Origin of the sequence: Nonomuraea solani (assembly GCF_900108335.1) — a bacterium.
Lineage (GTDB): Bacteria > Actinomycetota > Actinomycetes > Streptosporangiales > Streptosporangiaceae > Nonomuraea > Nonomuraea solani.
This window is the reverse complement of sequence record NZ_FNVT01000001.1, coordinates 288,336-310,674: the sequence shown is the minus strand read 5'-3', so window position 1 is coordinate 310,674 and position 22,339 is coordinate 288,336. Positions and strand designations below refer to the sequence as shown.

Genomic DNA, 22,339 nt, shown 5'->3' with positions numbered 1-22,339 from the left:
ACAGCAGGCGGGCCCGGCGTGACGGGTGCCCTGCCTGTCGACGCTAGGCATAGGAGGCGGTTCACCCGACCCGGGACCCGACCTCACGAGGCCAGGCGTACGCAGGAGACGGCTCACCTGGCCGAGGACCGGCCTGACGACGCTGGGCGTGCGCAGGAAACGGCTCACCTGACCGAGGACCGGCCTCACGACGCCTGGCGGGCATGGCAGGCGGCTCGCCTGGCCGGGGGCTCGGGGCCGGGCGAAGGAGGGTGGGGCCGGGTAGGAACCGCGCATGTGGCTACTGGATCGGTTACGCGCGGACCTCGGCACCGGCAAGAACCTCGAGATCTATCTGACGGCGCTCATCGCTTTGACGGTGGGCGTGCTGGGCGTTTTCGACGTGGTGAACACCAAGGTCGTGGGCGCCGCCACGCTGGCCACGCTCGCCTTGGTGGCCGTGAACACGCTCGGTCCCAAGCAGCAGGTGGCCGAGCTGACCCGCCTCGTGGAGTCGAAGCTGGCCGGCGACGGCTTCCTGAGCACCGAGAAGGACCTCAAGCCACGCATCGCCCACGCGAACGACATCCGCTTCGTCGGTGTGACGCTCAGCCGGACGATTCGCGCCTACGTGGACGATCTGCAGAAGGGCCTGAACCGGGGCGCGCGGGTCAGGGTGCTGGTGATCGACCCCACGGGCACGGTGCCGGAGGAGGCGGCCAGGCGGAGCACGATCCCCGACCAGCCCGACGTCTTCGAGCACAGGGTCAGGTACACCCTCTACGTCCTGCGCGATATGGAGGGCGAGGAGCGCCTGGAGGTGCGGCTGCTGCCGTTCCTGCCGGCGTTCGGGATGCTCATGCTGGACCCCGGCGACGACGACGGTGTCATCCACGTCGAGCTGGGCACCCACCGTTCCCCAGGCCGCGACCCGGGATTCACGCTCGACGGTGCTCGTGACCATCATTGGTGCCGGCACTTCACAGCCGAGTTCGACCGGCTGTGGGAGGCCGCGCGGGAGGTGACCGAGGCCGACTGGTACCCGGCCCAGCGCAGCACCTGACCGAAGCCGACCGGCGCCGGCCCGGCCGAGCACCTGACCCGAGGCCGACCGGTGCCGGCCCGGCCGAGCACCTGACCGCTTGGCGTAGGCGGCCTCCTGTATACGATGTGGTTCCGCTATGACTGATCTGACGCTGGGCGCGGCCCACCGGAGCCTGCGCGACGAGGTCACCGCCGAGCTGCGGCGCCGCATCCTGTCAGGGGAGCTCGCCCAGGGCGAACGGCTGGTCGAGGATCGGCTGGCCGCCGCGCTCGGCGTCTCGCGCAACCCCGTCCGCGAGTCCATCCGGGTGCTGGCCGCCGAGGGCTTCGTTCAGGTCGTCCCCCGGCTCGGCGCCACGGTCGCACGGTTGTCCGCCGCGGAGGGTGAGGAGCTGTTCGACGTGCGAATGGCCGTCGAAGGGCTGGCGGCCCGGCTGGCGGCGCGCAAGCGTTCCCCCGCCTCCGCCGCACGGCTGCGTCAGGTGCTCGACCAGGCCAAAGAGGCGGTGGACAACGGGCGGCTGGAAGAGGTGGCCGACCTCAACACCGCCTTCCACCTGGCCGTCGGCGAGGCGGCGGGCAACTCGTACCTCGCCCTGATGATGAAGCCGATGCTCCAGCGGGCCCAGTGGGTCTTCAGCCAGACCGCCGCCGTCCGCGGGCCGCACTCCTGGTCGGAGCACCTCAGCCTGTACGAGGCCATCGTGGCGGGCGACGAGGACGAGGCACAGGCCAGGGCGGTCGCCCACGTGGCCGCGGCCAGGCGCTCATTCCTCAATGAAACCGCAAACCACCCGAACGATGAGGAAACGCCTAGATAACAACACAGCGTCATGAAACACCACTGAAATGTCAGGTCTTGTATACAGTCTCCAGAAACCTTTAAACGGAGGCCCCATGAGACCGTCCCCCAGGCTCGTAGCGGCACTCGCCGCCCTCCCCCTAGCCCTGGCGGCTTGCGGCGGAGGCGGCGCCGGCAGCACGCCCGCGGCCCCTCCCTCCATAGCCGACGCCTCGGCCGACAACCGGCCGGTCAAGGGCGGCGGCACGCTGAACATCGCGCTCAACGCCGACCCCGACGCCCTCGACCCGAGCATCTCGACCACGCTCGTGGGCCGCGAGGTGTTCGCGAACATGTGCGAGAAGCTCTACGACATCGACGCCACCGCCACCCTGGTCCCCCAGCTCGCCGGCGCCCTGCCCGAGGTCTCCGAGGACGGCAAGGAGGTGACCATCAAGCTGAAAGAGGGCGTGAAGTTCAACGACGGCACCGCGCTGGACGCCGAGGCGGTCAAGAAGTCGCTGGACCGCCACCGTACGTGGGAGAAGTCGGCCCGCCAGGCCGACCTGGCGGCGGTCACCAAGGTCACCGTGGTCGATCCCGCCACGATCAAGCTCACGCTGGACCGCGCGTTCACGCCGCTGACCGCGCAGCTCGCCGACCGCGCCGGCATGATCATGTCGCCCAAGGCGCTCGACGCGGGCGGCGACAACTTCGGCGCGAGCCCCGTGTGCGCCGGGCCGTACAAGTTCGCGAGCCGGACCTCCGGCAGCCAGATCGTGCTGGAGAAGGCGCCCGACTACTACGACGCGGCCAAGGTCAAGCTCGACAAGCTCGTGTACAAGATCATCGTCGACCCGAACGTCCGGGCCGCGAACCTCAAGTCCGGCGACGTACAGGTGGCCGACCAGCTCGCCACGACCACGGTCAAGGGCGTGCAGTCCGACCCGAACCTGACCGTCGTGTCCGGCGGCGGCCTCGGCTACTACGGCATCACGATCAACACCGGCAACGTGACCGGCTCCACCGAGAAGCCGGGCGCGGTGAGCACGGCACTGGGCAAGAGCCCGGAGCTGCGTGAGGCGTTCGAGCTGGCCCTCGACCGCGACATGATCAACAAGACCGTCTACAACGGCCTGCACGAGGTCGACTGCTTCCCGGTGCCGCTGGACAGCCCCTACCGGGCCCAGGACCTGCGGTGCCCCAAGCGCGACCTGGCCAAGGCCAAGCAGTTGGTGCAGGCGTCCGGGGTGGCCGTGCCGATCGCGGTCACGCTCACCAGCCCCAACGACGCCACCAACGTACGCCTGGCGCAGGTCATCCAGCAGATGACCAAGGAGGCCGGATTCAACGTGAGCGTGCAGACGGCCGAGTTCGTCAGCACGCTGGAGCAGGGCAAGTCGGGCAAGTTCGACGTCATGCTGAACGGCTGGTCGGGCCGCGTGGACCCGGACGGCAACCTCACGAACCTGGTCACCAGCCGCGGCAGCAACAACTACAGCGGCATGTCCGACCCCGGTATCGACGACCCGATCAAGCAGGCCGCCGCCGAGTCGGACCCGGCCAAGCGGGCCGAGCTGTACGCCGGCGCGCTCCAGAAGGCCGCCGAGCTGCGGGGCGTCCTGTACCTGTACCACAACAAGTACTACCTGGGCATGAGCAAGAAGGTCGCCGGTGTCCAGTACTTCAAGGACGGCCTGCCGCGCTTCGTCACCGCCGGGTTCGCCGCGTAATGCTCTGGTTCATCCTCCGGCGCTGCGGGTCCGCGGTGATCGTGTTGTTCCTGGCCAGCGTCCTGATCTTCCTGGGCATCAGGGCGCTGCCGGGCGACCCGGCCACGGTCATGGCGGGCGAGGAGGCCTCACCCGCCGTGGTCGCGGCCATCCGGGCCGAGTTCGGCCTGGACAAGCCGCTGCCCGCCCAGTACGTGGACTACGTCGCCCAGACCGTCACCGGCAACCTCGGCCGCTCCACCCAGGACCAGTTGCCGGTGATCGACATCATCGCCGAGCGGCTCCCCGTGACGCTGGAGCTGTCGGCCCTCGCCATGCTGATCGCGATCGTGGTCGGCGTGGGCGCGGGCATCGTGGCGGCCGTCCGGCGCGGCAAGGCGGCCGACTACGTGGCGACCGGCTTCGGGCTGGCCGGGCTGTCGGTGCCGCACTTCTGGCTGGGCCTGCTCGGCATCCTGCTGTTCGCGGTCACCTGGCGGGTGCTGCCCGCCTCGGGGTACGTCCCCTTCACCGAGGACCCCGTACAGAATCTGCAGCGCATGATCCTGCCCGCGCTCGTGCTCGGCACCGGCTTCGCGGCGATCCTGATGCGGCAGACCCGCTCGGCCATGCTGGGCGCGCTGTCGGCCGACTATGTCAGGACGGCCAGGTCGAAGGGCCTGTCCGAGGTCAAGGTCGTGGGCGCGCACGCGCTGCGCAACAGCCTGACGACCGTGGTGACCGTGCTCGGCCTGCAGCTCGGCGCGCTGATCAGCGGCGCCGTGGTGACCGAGCAGATCTTCGTGATCCCCGGCTTCGGCAAGCTGACCGTGGACGCGGTCCTGACCAGGAACTATCCCGTCATCCAGGCCGTCGTGCTGATCACGGTCATCGGCTACGTGCTGGTCAACCTGCTGGTCGACATCGCCTACGCCTTCCTCAACCCCCGGATCAGGCTGTCGGGAGGCACCCATGACTAGGTTGTGGCGGCGCTTCAAACGGCGTCCCATGCCGATGGCGGGGCTGGTGCTGGTGGCGGGGTTCCTGCTGCTGGCCCTCGCCGGGCCGCTGGTGACCGGCGATCCCACCGCGCAGGACTACCTGGCCACGCTCGCGCCCCCGTCGGGCGCGCATCCCATGGGCACCGACGACCTGGGCAGGGACGCCTTCGCCAGGATCGCGCACGGCGCGCAGGTGTCGCTGCAGGCCGGCGTGCTGTCCACGCTGCTGGCGATGGCCGTCGGCATCCCGATCGGCCTGGTCGCCGGGTTCTACCGGCGCTGGCTGGACCCGGTCGTGATGCGGCTGGTGGACGTGACGCTGGCGTTCCCGTTCCTGGTGTTCGCGGTCGGGCTGGCGGCGATCATCGGGCCCTCGCTCAAGGGCGTGGTGCTGGCGCTCGGCTTCGCGCAGTTGCCCGCCGTCATCCGCATCACGCGCGGCGAGGTGCTGGCGGTCAGGGAGATGGACTACGTGGCCGCGGCCGTCGCCGACGGCGCGGGCGACGGGCACATCATCTTCCGGTACGTGCTCCCGAACTGCGCCAGCCCCCTCATCGTGCAGGCCACGGTGGCGATCCCGGCGGCGATCATCGGCGAGTCCACGCTGTCGTTCCTGGGCCTGGGCGTGCAGCCGCCGACGCCGTCGTGGGGCGTGATGCTGACGACCGCGCAGCAGTATCTCGGCGACGCGCCCTGGCTGGCCATCTGGCCCGGCGTGATGATCGCGCTGGCCACGCTCGGCTTCAACCTGCTCGGCGACGGGCTGCGCGACGTACTGGATCCGAGGAGCGCCCGATGAGCCTGCTGGAGATCACCGACCTGAGCGTCGGCTTCGACACCGAGGACGGCCTCGTCCAGGCGGTCAGGGACATCTCGCTGACCCTGGACGAGGGCGAGATCCTGGCGCTGTGCGGGGAGTCCGGCTGCGGCAAGTCGGTCACCGCGATGTCGGTGCCGCGGCTGCTGCCGCCCGAGACGACCCGGTTGTCGGGCTCGGTCACGCTGGACGGCCGCGAGCTCACCACGCTGCCCGAGTCGGAGATGCGGCACGTGCGCGGCAAGGCCGTCTCGGTCGTCTTCCAGGAGCCGATGACCTCGCTGAACCCGTCGTTCACCGTCGGCTACCAGATCGCCGAGGTGCTGCGCCGGCACGAGGGCATGTCGCGGAGGGCCGCCGCGGGGCGGGCCGTCGAGCTGCTGGAGCTGGTCGGCATCCCGGCGGCGGCGCGGCGGGTGAAGGAGTATCCACACCAGCTCTCGGGGGGCATGCGGCAGCGCGTGATGATCGCGATCGCGGTGGCCTGCTCGCCCCGGGTGCTGATCGCCGACGAGCCGACCACGGCGCTCGACGTGACGATCCAGGCGGGGGTGCTGGACGTGTTCCGCGACCTGCGGGACCGGCTGGGCACCGCGATCATCCTGATCACGCACGACCTGGGCGTGGTGGCCGACATCGCCGACCGGGCCGTGGTCATGTACGCGGGCCGCGCCGTCGAGCAGGCCCCGGTGACCGAGCTGTTCGCCCGCCCGCGGCACCCGTACACGCTGGGCCTGATGAACGCCCTGCCCACGGCGGCCGTGAACGGCCGGCTGGCGGAGATCCCCGGCATGGTGCCCTCGCCGCTGACGGACCCCGACGAGTGCGCCTTCCAGGACCGCTGCCCGCGCGTCCAGACGGACTGCCGCCTGTCCAGGCCCCCGCTCACCCGCCAGGCCGACGACCATCTGGCCGCCTGTTTTCACCCCTGCGGGGACATCCCGGACAGCGGAAAAGGAACCCAGCGAGGTGGTGGGAAATGATCCTGCGCATCGACAACCTGGTCAAGCACTACGGCCCGGTACGCGCCGTGGACGGCCTGTCGCTGGAGATCGGCGAGGGCGAGGTGCTCGGCCTGGTCGGCGAGTCGGGCAGCGGCAAGTCCACGGTCGGAAAGTGCGTGCTACGCCTGACCGAGCCCACGGCGGGCACGATCGAGCTGGCCGGCCGCGACATCACCCGCCTGTCGCGCCGGGCCATGCGCCCGCTGCGCAGGGACGTCCACATGGTGTTCCAGGACCCCTACTCCTCGCTCAACCCGCGCTTCACGGTCGAGCGGATCATCGGCGAGCCGCTGCTGCGGCACCGGCTGGCCGACCGGCGCGAGGCCGCCACGCGCGTCGCGGCCATGCTGGAGAAGGTCGGGCTGCGCCAGGAGATGCGCACGCGCCACCCGCACGAGCTGTCCGGCGGGCAGCGGCAGCGGGTGGGGCTGGCCAGGGCGCTGATCCTGGAGCCGCGGCTGATCGTGGCCGACGAGCCGGTGTCGGCGCTGGACGTGTCCGTGCAGGCGTCGGTGCTCAACCTGATCACCGATCTGCAGCGGGACATGGGGTTCTCGTGCCTGTTCATCACCCATGACCTGTCGGTGGTGGAGTTCCTGGCCGACCGGGTCGCCGTCATGTACCTGGGCCGGATCGTGGAGTCAGGGCCGACGGCGGAGATCTTCGCCGGGCCGCGGCATCCGTACACGCAGGCGCTGTTGTCGGCGGCGCCGGTCGCCGATCCGGTCAGGCAGCGGGAGCGGCGCAGGATCGTGCTCGGCGGTGACGTGCCGAGCCCGATCGACCCGCCGCCGGGGTGCCGGTTCCACACGCGGTGCCCGCTGGCGTACGACGAGTGCCGCACCATCGAGCCCCTCTTGCACGACCCACGTGGCAACGGCCATCCGGCCGCGTGTCACCTCGTCACGGCGGAACGCGTCCCCGACGCGGCCAAGTAAGGAGCAATGTTGTTCACCACCAGGCCCGAGCTGACGGGCGACTTCGGCATGGTCGCCGGCACCCACTGGCTGGCCTCGGCCACCGGCATGAGCGTGCTGGAGCGCGGCGGGAACGCGTTCGACGCGGCGGTGGCCGCGGGGTTCGTGCTGCAGGTCGCCGAGCCGCACCTGAACGGCCCCGGCGGCGAGGTGCCGATCCTGCTGTGGAGCGAGGCCGAGCAGCGGGTGTCGGTCGTGTGCGGTCAGGGCGGCGCCCCCGCCACGGCCACCATCGAGCGCTACGCCGGGCTCGGCCTGGACATCGTGCCCGGCACGGGGCTGCTGGCGGCCACCGTGCCGGGGGCGTTCGGCGGCTGGCTGCTCATGCTGGAGCGCTGGGGCACCTGGTCGCTGGCCGACGTGCTGGCCCCCGCGATCCACTACGCCGAGAACGGCGTGCCGGTGCTGGAGCGGATCTCGGCGACGATCGCGTCGGTCGAGGGCCTGTTCAAGGAGGACTGGCCGACGTCGGCAGCCACGTGGCTGCCCGGCGGGAACGTACCGGCCCCGAGGACGAAGCTGGCCAACCCGGTGCTGGCGGCGACGTACCGGCGGCTGATCGCCGAGTCCGCGGCGAGCACCCGTGAGGGACAGCTCGCCGCCGCCAGAAAGGTCTGGTACGAGGGCTTCGTCGCCGAGGCCATCGCCGAGTTCAGCGCCACGACGGCCTGGCGGGACAGCTCCGGCGAGGTGCACGGCGGCCTGCTCACCGGCGACGACCTGGCGGGCTGGTCGGCCACGGTCGAGGAGCCGCTGACCTACGACTACCACGGGCACACCGTGTGCAAGACCGGCCCGTGGGGTCAGGGGCCGGTGTTCCTGCAGCAGCTCGCCCTGCTGGAGGGCTTCGACCTCGGCGCGACGGACTTCCTGGGCGCCGACTACGTTCACACGGTCACCGAGGCCGCCAAGCTCGCCTTCGCCGACCGCGAAGCCTGGTACGGCGACGCCGACGTCCCCACGTCCGACCTGCTGAGCAAGGCGTACAACGCCGACCGGCGGCGGCTGATCGGCACCGAGGCCAGCCAGGACCTGCGCCCTGGCGCGCCGGGCGGGCGCACGCCGAGACTGCCGGTCTTCCCCACCCTGGCCAGCGACGCGCCCGGCCTGTCGGGCGCCCGCGCTCCGCAGGGCGTCGGTGAGCCGACCGTGGCGCGCGACGGCACGGTCAGGGGCGACACCTGCCACATCGACGTCGTGGACCGCTTCGGCAACATGATCTCCGCCACCCCCAGCGGCGGCTGGCTGCAGAGCTCGCCCACCATCCCCGGGCTGGGCTTCTGCCTGGGCACGCGGGCGCAGATGTTCTGGCTGCAGGAGGGCCTGCCGGCGTCGCTGCGGCCGGGGGCGCGCCCGCGGACCACGCTGTCGCCGTCGTTCGCGCTCAGGGACGGCCGGCCGTGGCTGGCGTTCGGCACCCCGGGCGGCGACCAGCAGGACCAGTGGAGCCTGAACTTCTTCCTCGCGCTCGTGCACGGCGGGCTGAACCTGCAGGAGGCGATCGACGCGCCGATGTTCCACACCGAGCACTTCCCCAGCTCGTTCTTCCCGCGCGGCTCCCGTCCCGGCGTCGTGCACGTCGAGGACCGCGTGGACCCGGGCGTCGTCGCGGAGCTGCGGCGGCGCGGGCACGAGGTCGAGGCGCAGGACCCGTGGTCGCTCGGCAGGCTCAGTGCGGTCGCCCGTGACGGCGACTTCCTCAAGGCCGCCGCCAACCCGCGCGGCGCCCAGGGCTACGCCGCCGGCCGTTAAAAGCCTCAGGCGACGGTGGCCTCGATCAGGTCGTCCACCACTTCGGCCAGGTCGTTGCCCTTCGCGTACGCCCTGCGCTGCCGCATGGCCCCTGACCCCGCGCGCAGCAGCCGGTCGAGACCCTCCTGGATGAACGTCAGGTCGCCGGCCTCGGACAGCGCCCGGCTGACGTGCTCCAGGAGGCGCCCGGCCAGCACCGCGGCGGGCACGAGCGTGCCGTGCCGCACGTCCAGGCTGTCGCCCTGCAACCCGTCGCGGGCGGCCCGCCAGTACGCGGCCCGCAACACCTCGGCCGGCACCGGCAGCCCCCGGTCACCACGCCTGACGGCGGCCAGCGCGGTCACCACCAGCGCGCGGATGAGCCCGATCAGGGTGAGGCTGTCGGCCACGTCGAGCGGCACGTCGGCCACCCTGATCTCGACCGTGGGCAGGTTGGGCGACGGGCGGGTGTCCCAGTAGACGGTCTTGGGGTCGAGCAGCACGCCCGACTCCGCCAGCGACCGCAGGGCCAGCTCGTAGTCGCCGAACGAGGAGAAGTAGGGAGGCGCGCCCGAAACCGGCCACCGGCCCCAGCTGATCACCCGCCAGGAGGCGTACCCCGTGTCGCGGCCCACGAAGAACGGCGAGTTGGCGGCCAGCGCGATGAGCGTCGGCAGCCAGGGCCGCAGGTGGTTGCCGACGTAGACGGCGTGCTCCGGGTCGGGCACGTCCACGTGGACGTGCAGGGCGCAGATGCTGATCTCGTCCTGCAGCGCCCGGTAGAGCACCTGGCCCCGCTGGTAGCGGACGTCGTCGGTGAGCGGCGGCGGCATGACGTTCCCCAGGACGGGGATGCCGCTCGCGACGACGGCCAGTCCGCACGAGCGGGCCGCGCCCGCCACCTCCTTGCGCGCGGCGCGCAGGTGCGAGCCCAGTGCGCTGAGGTCGGCGGAGGGCGGCGTGCGGGCCTCCACCTGGAATCGGGTGATTTCATGCACCACGTCCAGCACGTCCGTCGCCGCGGCCAGGACCTCGGCCGCTCGGGGAGCCACGTGGCGGGTGCGGGGATCGACGACGAGGTATTCCTCTTCGATCCCGATGAGCGGAACCATGCCCACACCTCGCTGGGGAGTCCAGAACTCCGTACGAAGGTTGTGCCCCTGCCTGACCCCCGGGAAAACCTACTGGGTCAGGGGGTTGAACTCCACGGGGCCGTAGAGGGCGTGCGCCGACCGGGTGACCATGGCCCAGTAGCGGTCGCCGTAGCTCCAGTGCCACCACTCGGTCGGGTAGTTGACCAGGCCGGCGGACTCCAGGGCGGCGCCCAGGAGCTTGCGGTGGGCGCGGGCGTCGTCGGAGATGTTCGGGGCGGCGGTGTAGCAGGCGCCGTCGCTCTGCTCCGGGTTGTCGTTGACCTGGGTGCCCATGTCGTATTCGGTGCCGTCGGGCGCGCACAGGGTCAGGTCGACGGCGGCGCCCGCCGTGTGCGGGGCGACCTCGACCGGGGAGACGTAACGGCTGGCCGCGATGTACGACTCCTCGGGCGACAGGTCGGGGAACGTGGCGCGGTAGCCGTCGAAGATCTCGCGCTGGGTGGCGATGGGCCGGTAGCCCTCGACGACGAGCAGGTGGTAGCCGGACGGCAGCAGGCTCTCCGCGTGCTCAAGCCGCCGCAGCAGCCCCGAGCGCAGTTGCGCGTAGGCGCCCACGTCGTCGGCCATGCGGGTGTCCGCGCGGAGCCGCCCGCGTACGTCGGCCAGCGGTTCGCCGCACTCCTGCACCGGAATGGAGGTCACGCGGGGATCGGACATGAGCACGACGTCGTGCGGGGACTGCCACATGGGCAGAAATTCTCACACAGTGTCGGAGAAAACCTGCTCCCGGGCCTGCTCCAGGGCCGCCGCGAGGGCGCCGCGCAGCACCGGGTTGCCGGCCACCCGCGTGGTGACCACGGTCGGCCGGCTCGGGCAGACGCGGGCCACCGCCTCCTCGACCTTGGCCGCCAGCCGCGCGCCACCGGCCCGGCCGATTTCGCCGCTGAGCACGATGAGCCCCGGGTCGAGCACGACGGTGACGGCCGCCGCGCCCACGGCCAGCCGGGCCGCCACCGCGTCCAGGTAGCCCTCGTCGCCGCCGCGTACCAGGTCGGGCACCGTAACGCCGGGCACGCCGTGCTCCTCGGCCAGGCCGCGCAGCGCGTCGTGGCCCACCAGGCGCTGGAACGAGCCCGACTGCGGCCTGCGGACGTCGGAGGGCAGCGGCTCGCCGGGGACCGGCAGCCAGCCGATCTCGCCTGCGCCGCCGGTGATGCCCCGGTGCAGCCGGCCGCCCAGCATGACGCCGAGGCCTTGGCCGACGCCGGCCCAGATCACCACGAAGTCATCGAAGCCGGCGGCGGCGCCGTACTTGTGCTCGGCGAGCGCGACCAGGTTGACGTCGTTCTCGATCGTCACCGAGGCGCCGAGCGTCTCGCGCAGGCTGGCCAGCACGCCGACGTGCCAGGACGGCAGGTCGACCGACAGGCGCACGTCGCCGGTGATCGGATCGACCACGCCCCTGGTGCCGATGACGAACGCGCGCAACCGCGACAGGCTGACGTTCGCCGCGTCGCAGGCCCGCCGTACGGCCGCGTGCACCGCCTTGACCGGGTCGCGGCCGTCGGCGGGGTTGAGGGTGATCTCGACCACCACCCGGCCTGTGATGTCCGCCACACCGACCGTCAGACTGTCGGGCAGGACTTCGAGGCCGGCGACGTACGCGCTGGAGGGAACCACGGCGTAGAGGGCGGCGTGCGGCCCCCTGCCCCCCGCGCGCTCCCCCGCGACCTCGACCAGCCCCCGGTCTTCGAGGCGAGCCAGGAGCTGACCTGCGGTTACCTTGGAGAGCCCGGTTCGCTCGCCGAGCTCGGCACGAGTGAGAGGGCCGTCTCCGAGGAGTAGTTCGAGTGCGGCGCGATCGTTCAACCGGCGCAGCAACCGGGGGGTTCCCGGGTCTCGGCTCATCGACTGGCCCCCTCCGTCACGATCGGCTAACGAGCGTTTCTTTTAAGAAAGTTTCTTGTTAGTTTAACAGCATCGTTCGGCATTGACGATCAGCCTGGTGCGGACCGTAGGCCGGCACCCGGGAAGGGAGAACCCTGTGAGGATCGCGAAGATCACAGCCACTACGGTCACCACGGCCGCCCTGGCCCTGGGCCTGGCCGCCTGTGGGTCCGGTGAGACACCCCCCACGTCCTCACCTGGAGCGGCCGCCTCGGCCACCGGCCCCAAGTACGCCGGCAAGACCCTCAGCGTGTGGCGCCTGGGAGACAGCAACCCCGCCGCGGCCAAGTACATGGAAGAGTTGAACGCCGAGTTCAAGACGAAGACCGGCGCCGAGGTCAAGCTCGAATGGATCCCGTGGCCGCAGGTGGCCGACAAGTTCGCCGCCGCCGCCACCGGCACCGGCCCGGACGTGACCGAGATCGGCAACGACCAGGTGCCCATGTGGCAGAGCCAGGACGCGCTGACCCCGATCACGGACGTCGCCCGCGAGGGTGACCGGTCGCAGATCCCCGAGAACCTCTACGGCTACGAGACCGTGGACGGCGAGATCTACGCCGTGCCGTGGGGCGCCGGCGCCCGCGCGGTGCTCTACCGCAAGGACTGGTTCGAGGACCTGAAGATCGAGGTCCCGAAGACCTGGGACGAGCTCGTCGCCGCCGGGCAGAAGGTCCAGAAGGAGAAGGGCGAGGGGGTGGACGGCTTCGCCTTCAACGGCGGCTCGGACGCCAACCACCTGCTGGCCGCGTTCGCCTGGTCCGAGGGCGGCGAGTTCGCCGTCAAGGAGGGCGACAAGTGGGTCGGCAAGCTGTCGGAGCCCGGCTTCACCAAGGGCTTCGAGACCTACACCGGCCTGGTCAAGACCGGTCTGTCGAGCAAGGCCAACCTGACGCTCAACACGGTCGACATCCGTAAGCGCTTCGCCAACAACAAGGTCGCGATGTACCTCACCGCCGGCTGGGACCTGCCCGGCATCGAGGAGGACTCCAAGGGCAAGCTGAAGGGCGACAAGCTCGGCTTCTTCCCGCTGCCCGCCAAGACCGGCGGCGTCGCGCCCTCCTTCTTCGGCGGCAACGACATCGCGCTGTGGGGCGGCACCAAGGAGGCCGACCTCGGCAAGGAGTACATCAAGCTGGCCACCAGCAAGACCTGGGCCGACCGTTACGCCAAGGAAGGCGGCCTGCTCCCGGTCTACCCGGACACCCTCGCCGCGCTGAACGAGGACCCGGCGCAGGGCCCGTTCGCCCAGGCGTTCGCCAAGGCCAAGGCCTTCCCCGCGGACCCGAACTGGTCGGAGGCGGACGCGACGAAGATGGTGCTGCAGAACGCGGCCCGCTCCGTCATCGAGGGCAAGCAGGACGCCCCGGCCGCCCTCGCCGCCGCCAACAAGGAACTCGAAGAGATCCTGAACCAGTAACGATGGCGAACACGACTGCGGTCACCCGGGGCAGGGACTCCTCTCCCGCCCCGGGACACCGGCGGAACAAGAAGGGCCGGCCCGCGCGGGCGAGCGGGATGCCGGCCTGGAGCATCCCGTACGTTCTGCTCATCCCCGGCCTGCTGGTCATCGCCGGTCTGCTGCTCTATCCGATGTACCAGCTCGGCGTCATGTCCTTCCAGAAGGTCGGCCTGGCGCAGATCAGGGGCACCAAACCGGCCGAGTGGCTGGGCCTGGAGAACTACGAGAAGATCCTCGGCAACGACATCTTCTGGTCGGCCCTGCGCAACACCGTGATGTTCGCCGTCGTCGCCGTCAGCCTCACGCTGATCGTCGGCACCGCGGTCGGCGTGCTGCTGCACCGGCTCGGCAGGAAGATGTCGCTGTTCGTGATCGTCGGCTGCATGTTCGCCTGGGCCGTGCCGCCCGTCGCACAGGGCGTCATCTGGCGCTCCCTCTTCGACGCCGAGTCCGGCATCGTCAACTGGGCGCTCAACCTGCTGCCCGACTGGCTGGCCGCCCCGCCCGCCGGCCAGTCGAGCTGGACGGGCACCCCCTGGCTCAACGACGCCTTCCCCCTCTACGTCGCGCTCGTCGTGTGCGTGGTGTGGGCCGGGTTCCCGTTCATCGCCGTCTCGGTGCTGGCCGGCCTCAAGGGCATCCCCAACGAGCTGTACGAGGCCGCCAGGGTGGACGGCTCGGGTGCCTGGCGCACGTTCAGGAAGATCACCCTGCCGCTGCTCAAGCCGGTCTTCGCGGTCCTGACGATCCTGTCGATCATCTGGGACTTCAAGGTGTTCAGCCAGCTCTACGTGCTGATGAACGGCCCCACCAACCGCGACGGCTTCAACCTGTCCATGTACGCCGTCGCCGAGGCGTTCAAGGCCCCGCAGAAGCTGGGCACCGGCGCGGCGATCTCCGTCGTACTGACGATCATCCTGCTGATCATCACCGTCGTGTACGTCCGGCAGATCGTGAAGCAGGAGGAGATGTGACCCCCCTCGCCCGCAAGAGGCTCGGCAAGATCCTCCTGAACACGGCCGGCGTCCTGGTCTTCCTGTACGCCGTCTTCCCCGTCTACTGGATGGTCTCCACCGGCTTCAAGGAGAACGACCAGATCTTCACCACGGAGTTCATCCCGTTCCCGACGCACTTCACCTTCGACCACTTCGCACGGGTGCTGACCGAGGGCGTCGCGAACAACTCCATCTGGCTCTACATGCGCAACAGCGCGATCGTGGCGCTCGGCACGGTGATCATCGGCTCGGCCTTCGCGCTGCTGTCGGCCACCGCCATCGCCCGCTTCCGGTTCAAGGGCCGCGGCGTCTTCCTGGTCGTGCTGCTGATCGTGCAGATGCTGCCGGCGGAGGGCCTGCTCATCCCGCTGTACATGATGGTCAAGCGGGTCGGCCTCGGCGACCAGCTCCTCGGGCTGATCATCACCCAGGTGGCCCTGACGCTGCCGTTCGGCGTCTGGATGTTGCGGACGTTCGTCGCCGCGGTGCCCAGGTCGCTGGAGGAGGCGGCCTGGATCGACGGGGCCTCGCGCATGACGACCTTCTGGAAGGTGCTCTTCCCGCTGGTCGCGCCCGGCCTGGTGGCCACGAGCATCTTCTCGTTCATCACCGCCTGGAACGACCTGGTCTTCGCCCTCTACCTGATGTCCGGGTCCGAGGGGTACACGATGCCGGTCGCCCTGCAGTACTTCTTCGGCCAGAAGGGCGTCGACTGGGGCGCGATCATGGCCGGTTCAACGCTGATGACCATCCCGGTGGTCATCTTCTTCATGCTCGTTCAACGCCGCATGGTCTCCGGCCTGGTCGCCGGGGCCGTGAAGGGCTGATCTCCCGTACGGCACGCGGATGCCGTACCCGACCATGCCACGAAACTGATGAGGAGCCATGAGTCAGAGTGATCGGGGGCTGCGCCGTCTCGCGGCCGGCACGCTGCTCGTCGCCTTCCAGGGCACCACGGCGCCCGACTGGGTGCTGCGCGAGCTGGAGCACGGACTGGGCGGCGTCACGCTCTTCGGCTTCAACGTGGCCGATCCCGGCCAGGTGCTCGGCCTGACCACCGCGCTACGGGGAGCCGGTGAGCCCGTCATCTCGCTCGACGAGGAAGGCGGGGACGTTACGCGGCTGGCGTACCACGTCGGCAGCCCGTACCCGGGCAACGCCGCGCTGGGGGCCGTGGACGACGTCGAGCTGACCCGCCGCGTCTACCGGGCGATCGCCTCGGAGCTGGCCGCGTGCGGCATCAACCTGGACATGGCGCCGAGTGCCGACGTCAACAGCGAGGCCGACAACCCGGTGATCGGCACCAGGTCGTTCGGCACCGACGCGGAGCTGGCCGCCCGGCACACGGTCGCGGCGGTCCAGGGCCTGCAGTCGGCGCACGTGGCCGCCTGCGTCAAGCACTTCCCCGGCCACGGCGCCACCCGGGTGGACTCCCACCTGGCGGTCCCCGTCGTGGACGTGAGCCTGGACGTGCTGCGGGAGCGGGAGCTGACGCCGTTCCGCGCGGCGATCGGCGCGGGGGCCAAGTCGGTGATGACCGCGCACGTGGCGGTGCCGGCGGTGACGGGCGAGACGCCCGCCACGCTGTCGGCGGCCGCGCTGACCGGGCTGCTCAGGGGCGAGCTCGGTTATGACGGCGTGGTCGTCACCGACGCGCTGGACATGCACGCGATCACCGAGAGCGTGGGCCTGGCCGGGGGCGCGGTGCTGTCGCTCGCGGCCGGCTCCGACCTGCTGTGCCTGGGGCCGCTGCCCACGTACGACGACGTCCAGGCCATCATCGCGGAGATCGTCATGGCGGTGCGCGAGGGCCGGCTGCCGCCGGCCCGCCTGGAGGAGGCGGCGGCCCGGGTGTCCGCGCTGCGGGCCTGGTTCGGCGCCACCGAGGGGGTGGCGGCCGAGCAGAACGTGGTCGGCCTCCATGCGGCCCGCCGCGCCGTCCGCCTCACCGGCTCCGCAGGGCCCCTGGTCGAGCCGCTGGTCATCGAGGTGGACACCCCGCCGACGATCGCCGTCGGCGACGTGCCGTGGGGGGTGGGGCCGTGGCTGCCGGACGCGGAGATCGTCCGCGTCAAGCCGGCCGCCGCCGACGTCTCCGGCCTGCTGACGACGGCCACCGGGCGGTCGCTGGTCGTCGTGGTCAAGGACGCCCACCGGCACCAGGAGAGCCGCTCCCTGGTCTCGGCCCTGGTGGCGGCCCGCCCGGACGCGACGGTGATCGAAATGGGCCTCCCGGTCTGGCGCCCCGCCAGCGCCACCTACATCGCCACGTACGGCGCCGCCCGCGCCAACGCCCAGGCCGCCATCGAACTCCTGACCGCCTGACGCCCTCCCCAAGGCCCCTGCGCCACCGTCCGGGTCTCTCGCGCCACCAACGGACCCGGGCCCCCACCCGCCCTTGGGACCGGGACCACTCCACGCCTTTCAGTGCCAACGGACCTGCGCCATCCCCCGCCCCTTTCTCCAAAGGGACATGTACCGAAGTACGGCGGGGTGGCGCGGACGGTGGTCTACGGAGCCAGGAGCTCCTCCCGAACCTGATCGAGAGCAGCCAGCACCGCCCCCCGCAACACCGGGTTCTTGTCCGTCACCGTAGTGGTGACCACCTGAGGCCGCACCGGGCAGATCCGCGCCACCGCCTCCTCCACCCGGGACGTCAGCGCCGCCCCACCCGCATGCCCGACCTCCCCGGCCAGCACCACCAGCCCAGGGTCGAGGATCACGCACACCGCCGCCACCCCCAGCGCCAGCCGATGCGCGATCTCATCCAGCATCGGCTCACCACTGGCCCCCGCCGCCACCGCCACCTTGACGGCCTCGGTGGCACTGGCGGCCGCGAACCCGTAGCCCCGCGCCAGCTCGGTCACCGCCTCCGCGCTGACCAGCGACTGCAGCCCTCCGGCCAGCGACGGCAGCCGCCCCGGCTGCGTGCGGATGTCCTCGGGCAACGGCACCCCGGGCACCGGCAGGTAGCCGATCTCCCCCGCGCTCCCCGAACGCCCCCGGTGCAGCCGCCCGCCGAGCATGATGGCCAGCCCCAGGCCACGGCTGGCCCACAGCAGCACGAAGTCGCCGACCCCCTTGGCCGCCCCGTCGGCGCGCTCGGCGATGGCGGCCAGGTTGACATCGTTCTCGATCGTCACCTGCCGCCGCAGGTCACCGGCCAGCGCCTCGTGGATGCCCTCGTGCCAGCCCGGCAGGTCGAAGGAGAACCGGATGTCGCCGCTGCGCGGATCGACCACGCCAGGGGTGCCGATCACCACGCCGCGCAGCTTGGAGATACTGAGCTTGGCGCTGCGGCACGCCTTCGTGATCGCGCCGTGCACCACCGCGACGGGGTCGTCCTGGCCGTCGGGCTCGACGGTTACCTCGGCGATCGTGTGGCCGTGGATGTCGGCGATCACGGCGGAGACCAGCTCGGGCCCGACCTCCAGGCCGGCCACGTACGCGCTGGAGGGGATCACCGAATAGAGGGCCGCGTTGGGACCGCGCCCGCCGACCTGGGTGCCGACCACCTCGACCAGGCCGCGCTCCTCCAGCCTGGCCAGCGTCTGCGAGGCCGTGACCTTGGACAGGCCGGTCAGGTCACCGATCTGGCCCCGCGTCATGGGGCCGGTGGCCAGTAGCAATTCCAGCGCGGCCCGGTCGTTGATCTCCCTGAGCAGTCTGGGCACACCAGGGCGTCGCTCCACGCTGAATCCCGCCGTCAAATCGGAAAAGGTTGTTGGAAGTTTAGCGCTCCGGCCCTTGCGTGCAGCCGCAGGTGAACACGAGGATTCCTCATGACCATCCCCCGCACCCCGATGGGTCATGCTCGCGCTCGGCATCGTACTCCTGTTCGACGTCCTGCGTGTATCCCCGCCCGATCAGCGGCCGTTTCATACGTTCCGTATTCGGATCACCTGCCCGTTCTGACGACCTTGCGCCTAACCAGTGTTGACCAGGAGGGATAATCGAGAACATGCGCCTTTCCGCTCGAGTCGACTACGCCCTGCGTGCCGCCGCCGAACTAGCCGCGGCCGGTGCGGGCCCGACCACCGTGGGCGAGCTCGCCAAGGAGCAGGACATGCCGCCCAAATATCTGGAGAACATCCTGCTGCAGATGCGCCGCGCCGGGCTCGTGCGCGGGCAGCGGGGGCCGGAGGGCGGTTACGTGCTGGCCAGGCCCGCCGCCGACATCTCGCTCGCCGACGTGATCAGGGCCGTGGACGGGCCGCTGGCCAACGTCCGGGGCGAGCGGCCCGAGCACGTGGGCTACCGAGGGCCCGCCGAGTCGCTGCAGCAGGTGTGGATCGCCTTGCGGGCCACCGAGCGCTCGATCCTGGAGGAGGTCACGCTCGACCAGGTCGCGACCGGCGCCCTGCCCGACCGCATCCGCCAGCTCGCCGCCGACCCCGCCGCCTGGGACTGACCGCCCGGAACCAACCCCTGCTCTGATCAACGCGGCGCGGGTCCGCCCAGCGCGTACGCGACGCCCGCGTCCAGGTCGGCATCGCGGCCAGCCTGGAACGCGCTGTCGTAGGCGGGATCGCCCAGCACGCCGCGAACCTGGTTCTCACAGGCCCGGCGGGCGGCGACCAGCTCCGGCAGGCCGACCTGCTGCTTGCCCAGCGTGCCCCAGATCTGCTCGGCCAGCCCGAGCATCCGGGCCGCCCGCTCGCCCTGCCCGGCCGCCAACGCGGCCGGCGCCAGCACGTCGATCGCCATCGCCATCCCCACGCTGTCGTGCAGCCGCCACTTCACCTCAAGGCCCTCCCGCGCGTACGCCTGCGCCTTCGCGGCCCGCCCCGCCGCCATCTCGGCCTGGGCCCGCAGCACGTCACCGTACGCGCGCTGCCAGCGCTCCCCATGCCGGTCGCACAGCACCCGCAGCCGCTCCAGCGTGGCGATGGCCTCCTCGGACCGGCCGGTGACCGTCTGGATGAGACCGTAGGCGTTGAGCGCGATGAGCGTGGTGAACGCGAGCACCGCCGGATCGGCCTCGTCGATCAGCTCCCTGGCTAGCTCACCCGCCCGCGGATGGTCCCCCGCGAGCAGCCTGGCGCACATGAGGGTGCCCTTGGCCGCCACCGCCGCCTCCACGTCGCCCAGCCGCTCGGCCTCGGCCGCGCACTCGACGGCCAGCTTCTCCGACAGGACCTCCTCGCCCTGGCACATCATGGCGAAGCCGCAGGCCCACAGCGCCTTGTTGCGGGCCGGCCCGGGCTCGCGGTCCTGGGCGAGGGCCCGTTCGAGGTAGTGCTGCCCCTCCTTGGGGAACCCGCAGGGATACCAGAAGAACCACAGCGCCCCGGCCAGCTCGATCGCGGCGTGCCCCTCCGGCCGGGCCAGGCTGAACTGCAGCGCCGCCCGCAGGTTGTCGTGCTCGGCCGTCATCCTGTCGTACCAGGAGTATTGGTCGGGCCCGATCCAGCGGGCGTCACCCTCGCGGGCCAGCGCCAGATAGTGGTCGCGGTGCCGGCGCCGCAGGCGCTCGTCCTGGCCCAGGTCTCGCAGCCAGATCGCGCCGAACTCGCGGATGGTGTCGAGCATCCGGTAGCGGTCGCCGCCGCCGGTCGGCTCCCAGACCAGGATCGACTTGTCCGCCAGCGACTCCAGGAGCTGCGGGATCTGCCAGGTCGGCAGCCGGTCGTCGGCGCAGACCTCCTTCACCGCCGCCGGGTCGATGCCGCCGGCGAACACCGAGGCCCGCGCCCACAGCAGCCGCTCGGCGGGGGTGCAGAGCTGGTGGCTCCAGCCGATCGCGGTGCGCAGCGCCTGGTGCCAGGGCGGGTCGGCGTCGTAGACCTTGTGGTCGGTGGTGCCGAGCACGTCGAACCGGTCTTCCAGGCGCTCGGCCAGCCGCTCGATGGGCAGCTCGCGCAGCCGGGCGGCGGCCAGCTCGATGGCCAGCGGCAGCCCCTCCAGCCGCCGGCACACGCGCATCACGGCGTCCCGGTTCTCCTCGGTGACCTCGAAGCCCGGGACCGCCGCCGCGGCCCGGTCGGCCAGCAGCGCCACCGCGTCGCCATCCGGGTCGCCATCCGGGTCGCCGTCCGCGCCGCGGTCCAGGTCGCGGTCCAGGTCGCGGTCCGGGTCGCGGCCCGCCCGGCCGGCGCCGGTGGGCACCGGCAGCGGCTCCACCGGGAAGACCTGCTCGTCCCGGCAGCCCAGCGGCCGGCGGCTTGTGGCCAGCACGCGCAGCCGGGGCGCGGCGGCCAGCAGCGTCTCGACCACCGTCGCGCACGCCTCGGCCAGGTGCTCGCAGGTGTCGAGGACCAGCAGCAGCTCGCGCTCGGCCAGGTAGTCGGCCAGCACGTCGGTCACCGGGCGGGAGCTCTGGTCGGTCATCGGCAGCGACTCCGCGATCGCGTACGGCAGCGCGCTGCCCTCCGCCAGCGGCGACAGCGACACCAGCCAGGCCCCGTCGGCGAAATCGCCCTGCATCTCGGCGGCGGTGCGCAGCGCGATCCTGGTCTTCCCGACCCCCGCGACCCCGGTGACGGTCACCAGCCGCGACCCGCCGAACAGGGCCCGCAGCCCCGACACCTCCTCACGGCGCCCGATCAGTGTCGTGGTCTCGCTGGGCAGATTTCCCTGCCACGGGCTTGCTTGCACGATCGTCACCTCACATGACTCGGCCTGACCCCTAGTTTGCCGGAATCACCCCCGCACCGTTACTAAAAGTGAGAAGGTGGCTACTCATCACCCAGAACGGCCCAAGGAGTTCCCATCCCGCGCCGATCCGTGACCAGTCGCCAGCGCCGGCTCCTGCTGGCGCTGCTGCTGGCCGAGGTGGTGGTGGCGCTCGCGGACGCCGCCTACGCCACGCTCTCCCTGTCCGGGCTGCTGCTGGTCGGGCCGCTGGCCGCCGCCCACTACCTGACCCCCGGCCGCACCACCTTCGCCGCCGCCTCCGCGCTCGCCCTGGCGCTGCTGCTGCCCGCGGTGGAGGAGACCGACCTTCCGCACCACCTCGTACGCGCCCTGATCGTGGCCACCGGCGGGCTGTGGGCCGTCGTGACCGCCCGCGCCCACGCCCGTAACCGCGGCGATCTGGCGCGCATGACCCGCATAGCCGAGTCGGCGATCATCCCCGCGCTCCCGGCCGAGCTGGCCGGGGTCGGGCTGGCCGCGTTCACGCGCTCGGCCGCCGCCACCGCCCGCATCGGCGGTGACCTGCACGACGCCGTGGCCACGCCCACCGGCCCGCGCCTGATCATCGGTGACGTCAAAGGGCACGGCCTGGACGCCGCCCATCTCAGTGCGAGCCTGCTGGGCGCGTTCCGCCGCACCGCGGCCACGGCGCCCGACCTGGCCGCCCTGGCCCGCGACCTCGACGCGCACCTCGCGCCCGGCCTCGGGCCTGAGGACTTCGTGACGGTGCTGCTGGCCGAGTTCGTGCCCGGCGGGGTCCTGCTGGTCAACTGCGGCCACCCGGCCCCGATCCGCGTCGACAGCCGTCTGCGGGCCCTGCACCCGCCGCGCCCGTGCCGTCCCCTCGGCCTGTCGCCCGACCCCTACGTGTGGCGCGTCCGGCTGCTGCCCTCCGACCGCCTGCTGCTGTTCACCGACGGCCTGACCGAGGCCCGCGACCGCGCGGGCGCCGAGTTGCCCCTCGACGAGCGCCTGCACGCCGCCCTGACCCAGGCCACGCTGGAGGAGTCGCTGCGCGAGGTGCTCGGCCTGCTGCGCGAGCACACCGACGGCTCGGAGGCCACCGACGACCTGACCCTGATCCTCGCCCAGCCGGCCCCGTTACCCGTCATCCCCGAGGCCGCGCCGGTCGCCGACGACCAGCGCCGGCGCCCGAGCTGAC

At 71.6% G+C, this 22,339-nt stretch carries 19 protein-coding genes; 14 read left to right on the top strand and 5 right to left on the bottom strand.

Annotation, left to right across the window (positions count from 1 at the left end):
* Window positions 1-274 precede the first annotated feature (274 nt).
* The 8 genes from C4V41_RS01475 (at window position 275) to C4V41_RS01440 (ending at window position 9,067) form a co-directional block, all read left to right on the top strand.
* Complete coding sequence (locus tag C4V41_RS01475) at window positions 275-1,042, top strand: hypothetical protein (protein ID WP_103953879.1); 768 nt, start codon at window positions 275-277, stop codon at window positions 1,040-1,042.
* A gap of 118 nt (window positions 1,043-1,160) precedes the next feature.
* Window positions 1,161-1,844: a GntR family transcriptional regulator gene (locus C4V41_RS01470; protein WP_103953878.1), complete on the top strand. Its 684-nt coding sequence runs from the start codon at window positions 1,161-1,163 to the stop codon at window positions 1,842-1,844.
* Window positions 1,845-1,920: 76 nt separating this feature from the next.
* A complete protein-coding gene (locus C4V41_RS01465; protein WP_160150137.1) occupies window positions 1,921-3,537 on the top strand; it encodes an ABC transporter substrate-binding protein in 1,617 nt (538 codons plus the stop codon).
* Window positions 3,537-4,496, top strand: coding sequence for an ABC transporter permease (locus C4V41_RS01460; protein ID WP_103953876.1), 960 nt, complete (start codon window positions 3,537-3,539; stop codon window positions 4,494-4,496). The genes C4V41_RS01465 and C4V41_RS01460 overlap by 1 nt, the downstream gene beginning before the upstream one ends.
* Window positions 4,489-5,316 carry an ABC transporter permease gene (locus C4V41_RS01455; RefSeq protein ID WP_103953875.1) on the top strand — a complete coding sequence of 276 codons (828 nt, stop codon included), beginning with the start codon at window positions 4,489-4,491 and terminating at the stop codon, window positions 5,314-5,316. The genes C4V41_RS01460 and C4V41_RS01455 overlap by 8 nt, the downstream gene beginning before the upstream one ends.
* Entirely contained in the window at window positions 5,313-6,317 is a 1,005-nt protein-coding gene (locus tag C4V41_RS63865; RefSeq protein WP_103953874.1) for an ABC transporter ATP-binding protein, read from the top strand. Before C4V41_RS01455 ends, C4V41_RS63865 begins: the two co-directional genes overlap by 4 nt.
* The gene (locus tag C4V41_RS63860) at window positions 6,314-7,276 is read left to right on the top strand and encodes an ABC transporter ATP-binding protein (protein ID WP_103953873.1); all 963 of its coding nucleotides are present in this window, start codon (window positions 6,314-6,316) and stop codon (window positions 7,274-7,276) included. The genes C4V41_RS63865 and C4V41_RS63860 overlap by 4 nt, the downstream gene beginning before the upstream one ends.
* A gap of 6 nt (window positions 7,277-7,282) precedes the next feature.
* A complete protein-coding gene (locus C4V41_RS01440) occupies window positions 7,283-9,067 on the top strand; it encodes a gamma-glutamyltransferase family protein (protein WP_200823680.1) in 1,785 nt (594 codons plus the stop codon).
* 5 nt (window positions 9,068-9,072) lie between these two features.
* On the opposite strand, the gene C4V41_RS01435 is transcribed toward C4V41_RS01440, so the two are convergent.
* The 3 genes from C4V41_RS01435 to C4V41_RS01425 form a co-directional block, all read right to left on the bottom strand.
* Complete coding sequence (locus tag C4V41_RS01435; RefSeq protein WP_103953872.1) at window positions 9,073-10,158, bottom strand: carboxylate-amine ligase; 1,086 nt, start codon at window positions 10,156-10,158, stop codon at window positions 9,073-9,075.
* Between the two features lie 69 nt (window positions 10,159-10,227).
* On the bottom strand, window positions 10,228-10,887 hold the full coding sequence (locus C4V41_RS01430) for a M15 family metallopeptidase (RefSeq protein ID WP_103953871.1): 660 nt from the start codon (window positions 10,885-10,887) through the stop codon (window positions 10,228-10,230).
* 12 nt (window positions 10,888-10,899) lie between these two features.
* The gene (locus C4V41_RS01425) at window positions 10,900-12,048 is read right to left on the bottom strand and encodes an ROK family transcriptional regulator (protein ID WP_103953870.1); all 1,149 of its coding nucleotides are present in this window, start codon (window positions 12,046-12,048) and stop codon (window positions 10,900-10,902) included.
* A 136-nt stretch (window positions 12,049-12,184) separates the two neighbouring features.
* Between C4V41_RS01425 and C4V41_RS01420 the strand changes: the two genes are divergently transcribed.
* Genes C4V41_RS01420 through C4V41_RS01405 form a run of 4 tightly spaced genes read left to right on the top strand, consistent with a single transcriptional unit; the run spans window position 12,185 to window position 16,866 of the window.
* Window positions 12,185-13,504 carry an extracellular solute-binding protein gene (locus C4V41_RS01420; protein WP_103953869.1) on the top strand — a complete coding sequence of 440 codons (1,320 nt, stop codon included), beginning with the start codon at window positions 12,185-12,187 and terminating at the stop codon, window positions 13,502-13,504.
* A gap of 2 nt (window positions 13,505-13,506) precedes the next feature.
* Window positions 13,507-14,520 (top strand): carbohydrate ABC transporter permease, encoded by a 1,014-nt coding sequence (locus C4V41_RS01415; RefSeq protein WP_103953868.1) that lies wholly within the window; start codon window positions 13,507-13,509, stop codon window positions 14,518-14,520.
* Window positions 14,517-15,368 carry a carbohydrate ABC transporter permease gene (locus C4V41_RS01410; protein WP_103953867.1) on the top strand — a complete coding sequence of 284 codons (852 nt, stop codon included), beginning with the start codon at window positions 14,517-14,519 and terminating at the stop codon, window positions 15,366-15,368. The genes C4V41_RS01415 and C4V41_RS01410 overlap by 4 nt, the downstream gene beginning before the upstream one ends.
* 58 nt (window positions 15,369-15,426) lie before the next feature.
* Complete coding sequence (locus C4V41_RS01405) at window positions 15,427-16,866, top strand: glycoside hydrolase family 3 protein (protein WP_103953866.1); 1,440 nt, start codon at window positions 15,427-15,429, stop codon at window positions 16,864-16,866.
* 185 nt (window positions 16,867-17,051) lie between these two features.
* Here C4V41_RS01405 and C4V41_RS01400 read toward each other — a convergent pair whose 3' ends face one another.
* Entirely contained in the window at window positions 17,052-18,233 is a 1,182-nt protein-coding gene (locus tag C4V41_RS01400) for an ROK family transcriptional regulator (RefSeq protein WP_200823679.1), read from the bottom strand.
* A 269-nt stretch (window positions 18,234-18,502) separates the two neighbouring features.
* Between C4V41_RS01400 and C4V41_RS01395 the strand changes: the two genes are divergently transcribed.
* Entirely contained in the window at window positions 18,503-18,952 is a 450-nt protein-coding gene (locus tag C4V41_RS01395; RefSeq protein WP_103953864.1) for an RrF2 family transcriptional regulator, read from the top strand.
* Window positions 18,953-18,978: 26 nt separating this feature from the next.
* Here C4V41_RS01395 and C4V41_RS01390 read toward each other — a convergent pair whose 3' ends face one another.
* Entirely contained in the window at window positions 18,979-21,138 is a 2,160-nt protein-coding gene (locus C4V41_RS01390; RefSeq protein ID WP_146103488.1) for an ATP-binding protein, read from the bottom strand.
* A gap of 129 nt (window positions 21,139-21,267) precedes the next feature.
* On the opposite strand from C4V41_RS01390, the gene C4V41_RS01385 reads away from it, so the two are divergent.
* Complete coding sequence (locus C4V41_RS01385) at window positions 21,268-22,338, top strand: PP2C family protein-serine/threonine phosphatase (protein ID WP_200823678.1); 1,071 nt, start codon at window positions 21,268-21,270, stop codon at window positions 22,336-22,338.
* Window position 22,339 lies beyond the last annotated feature (1 nt).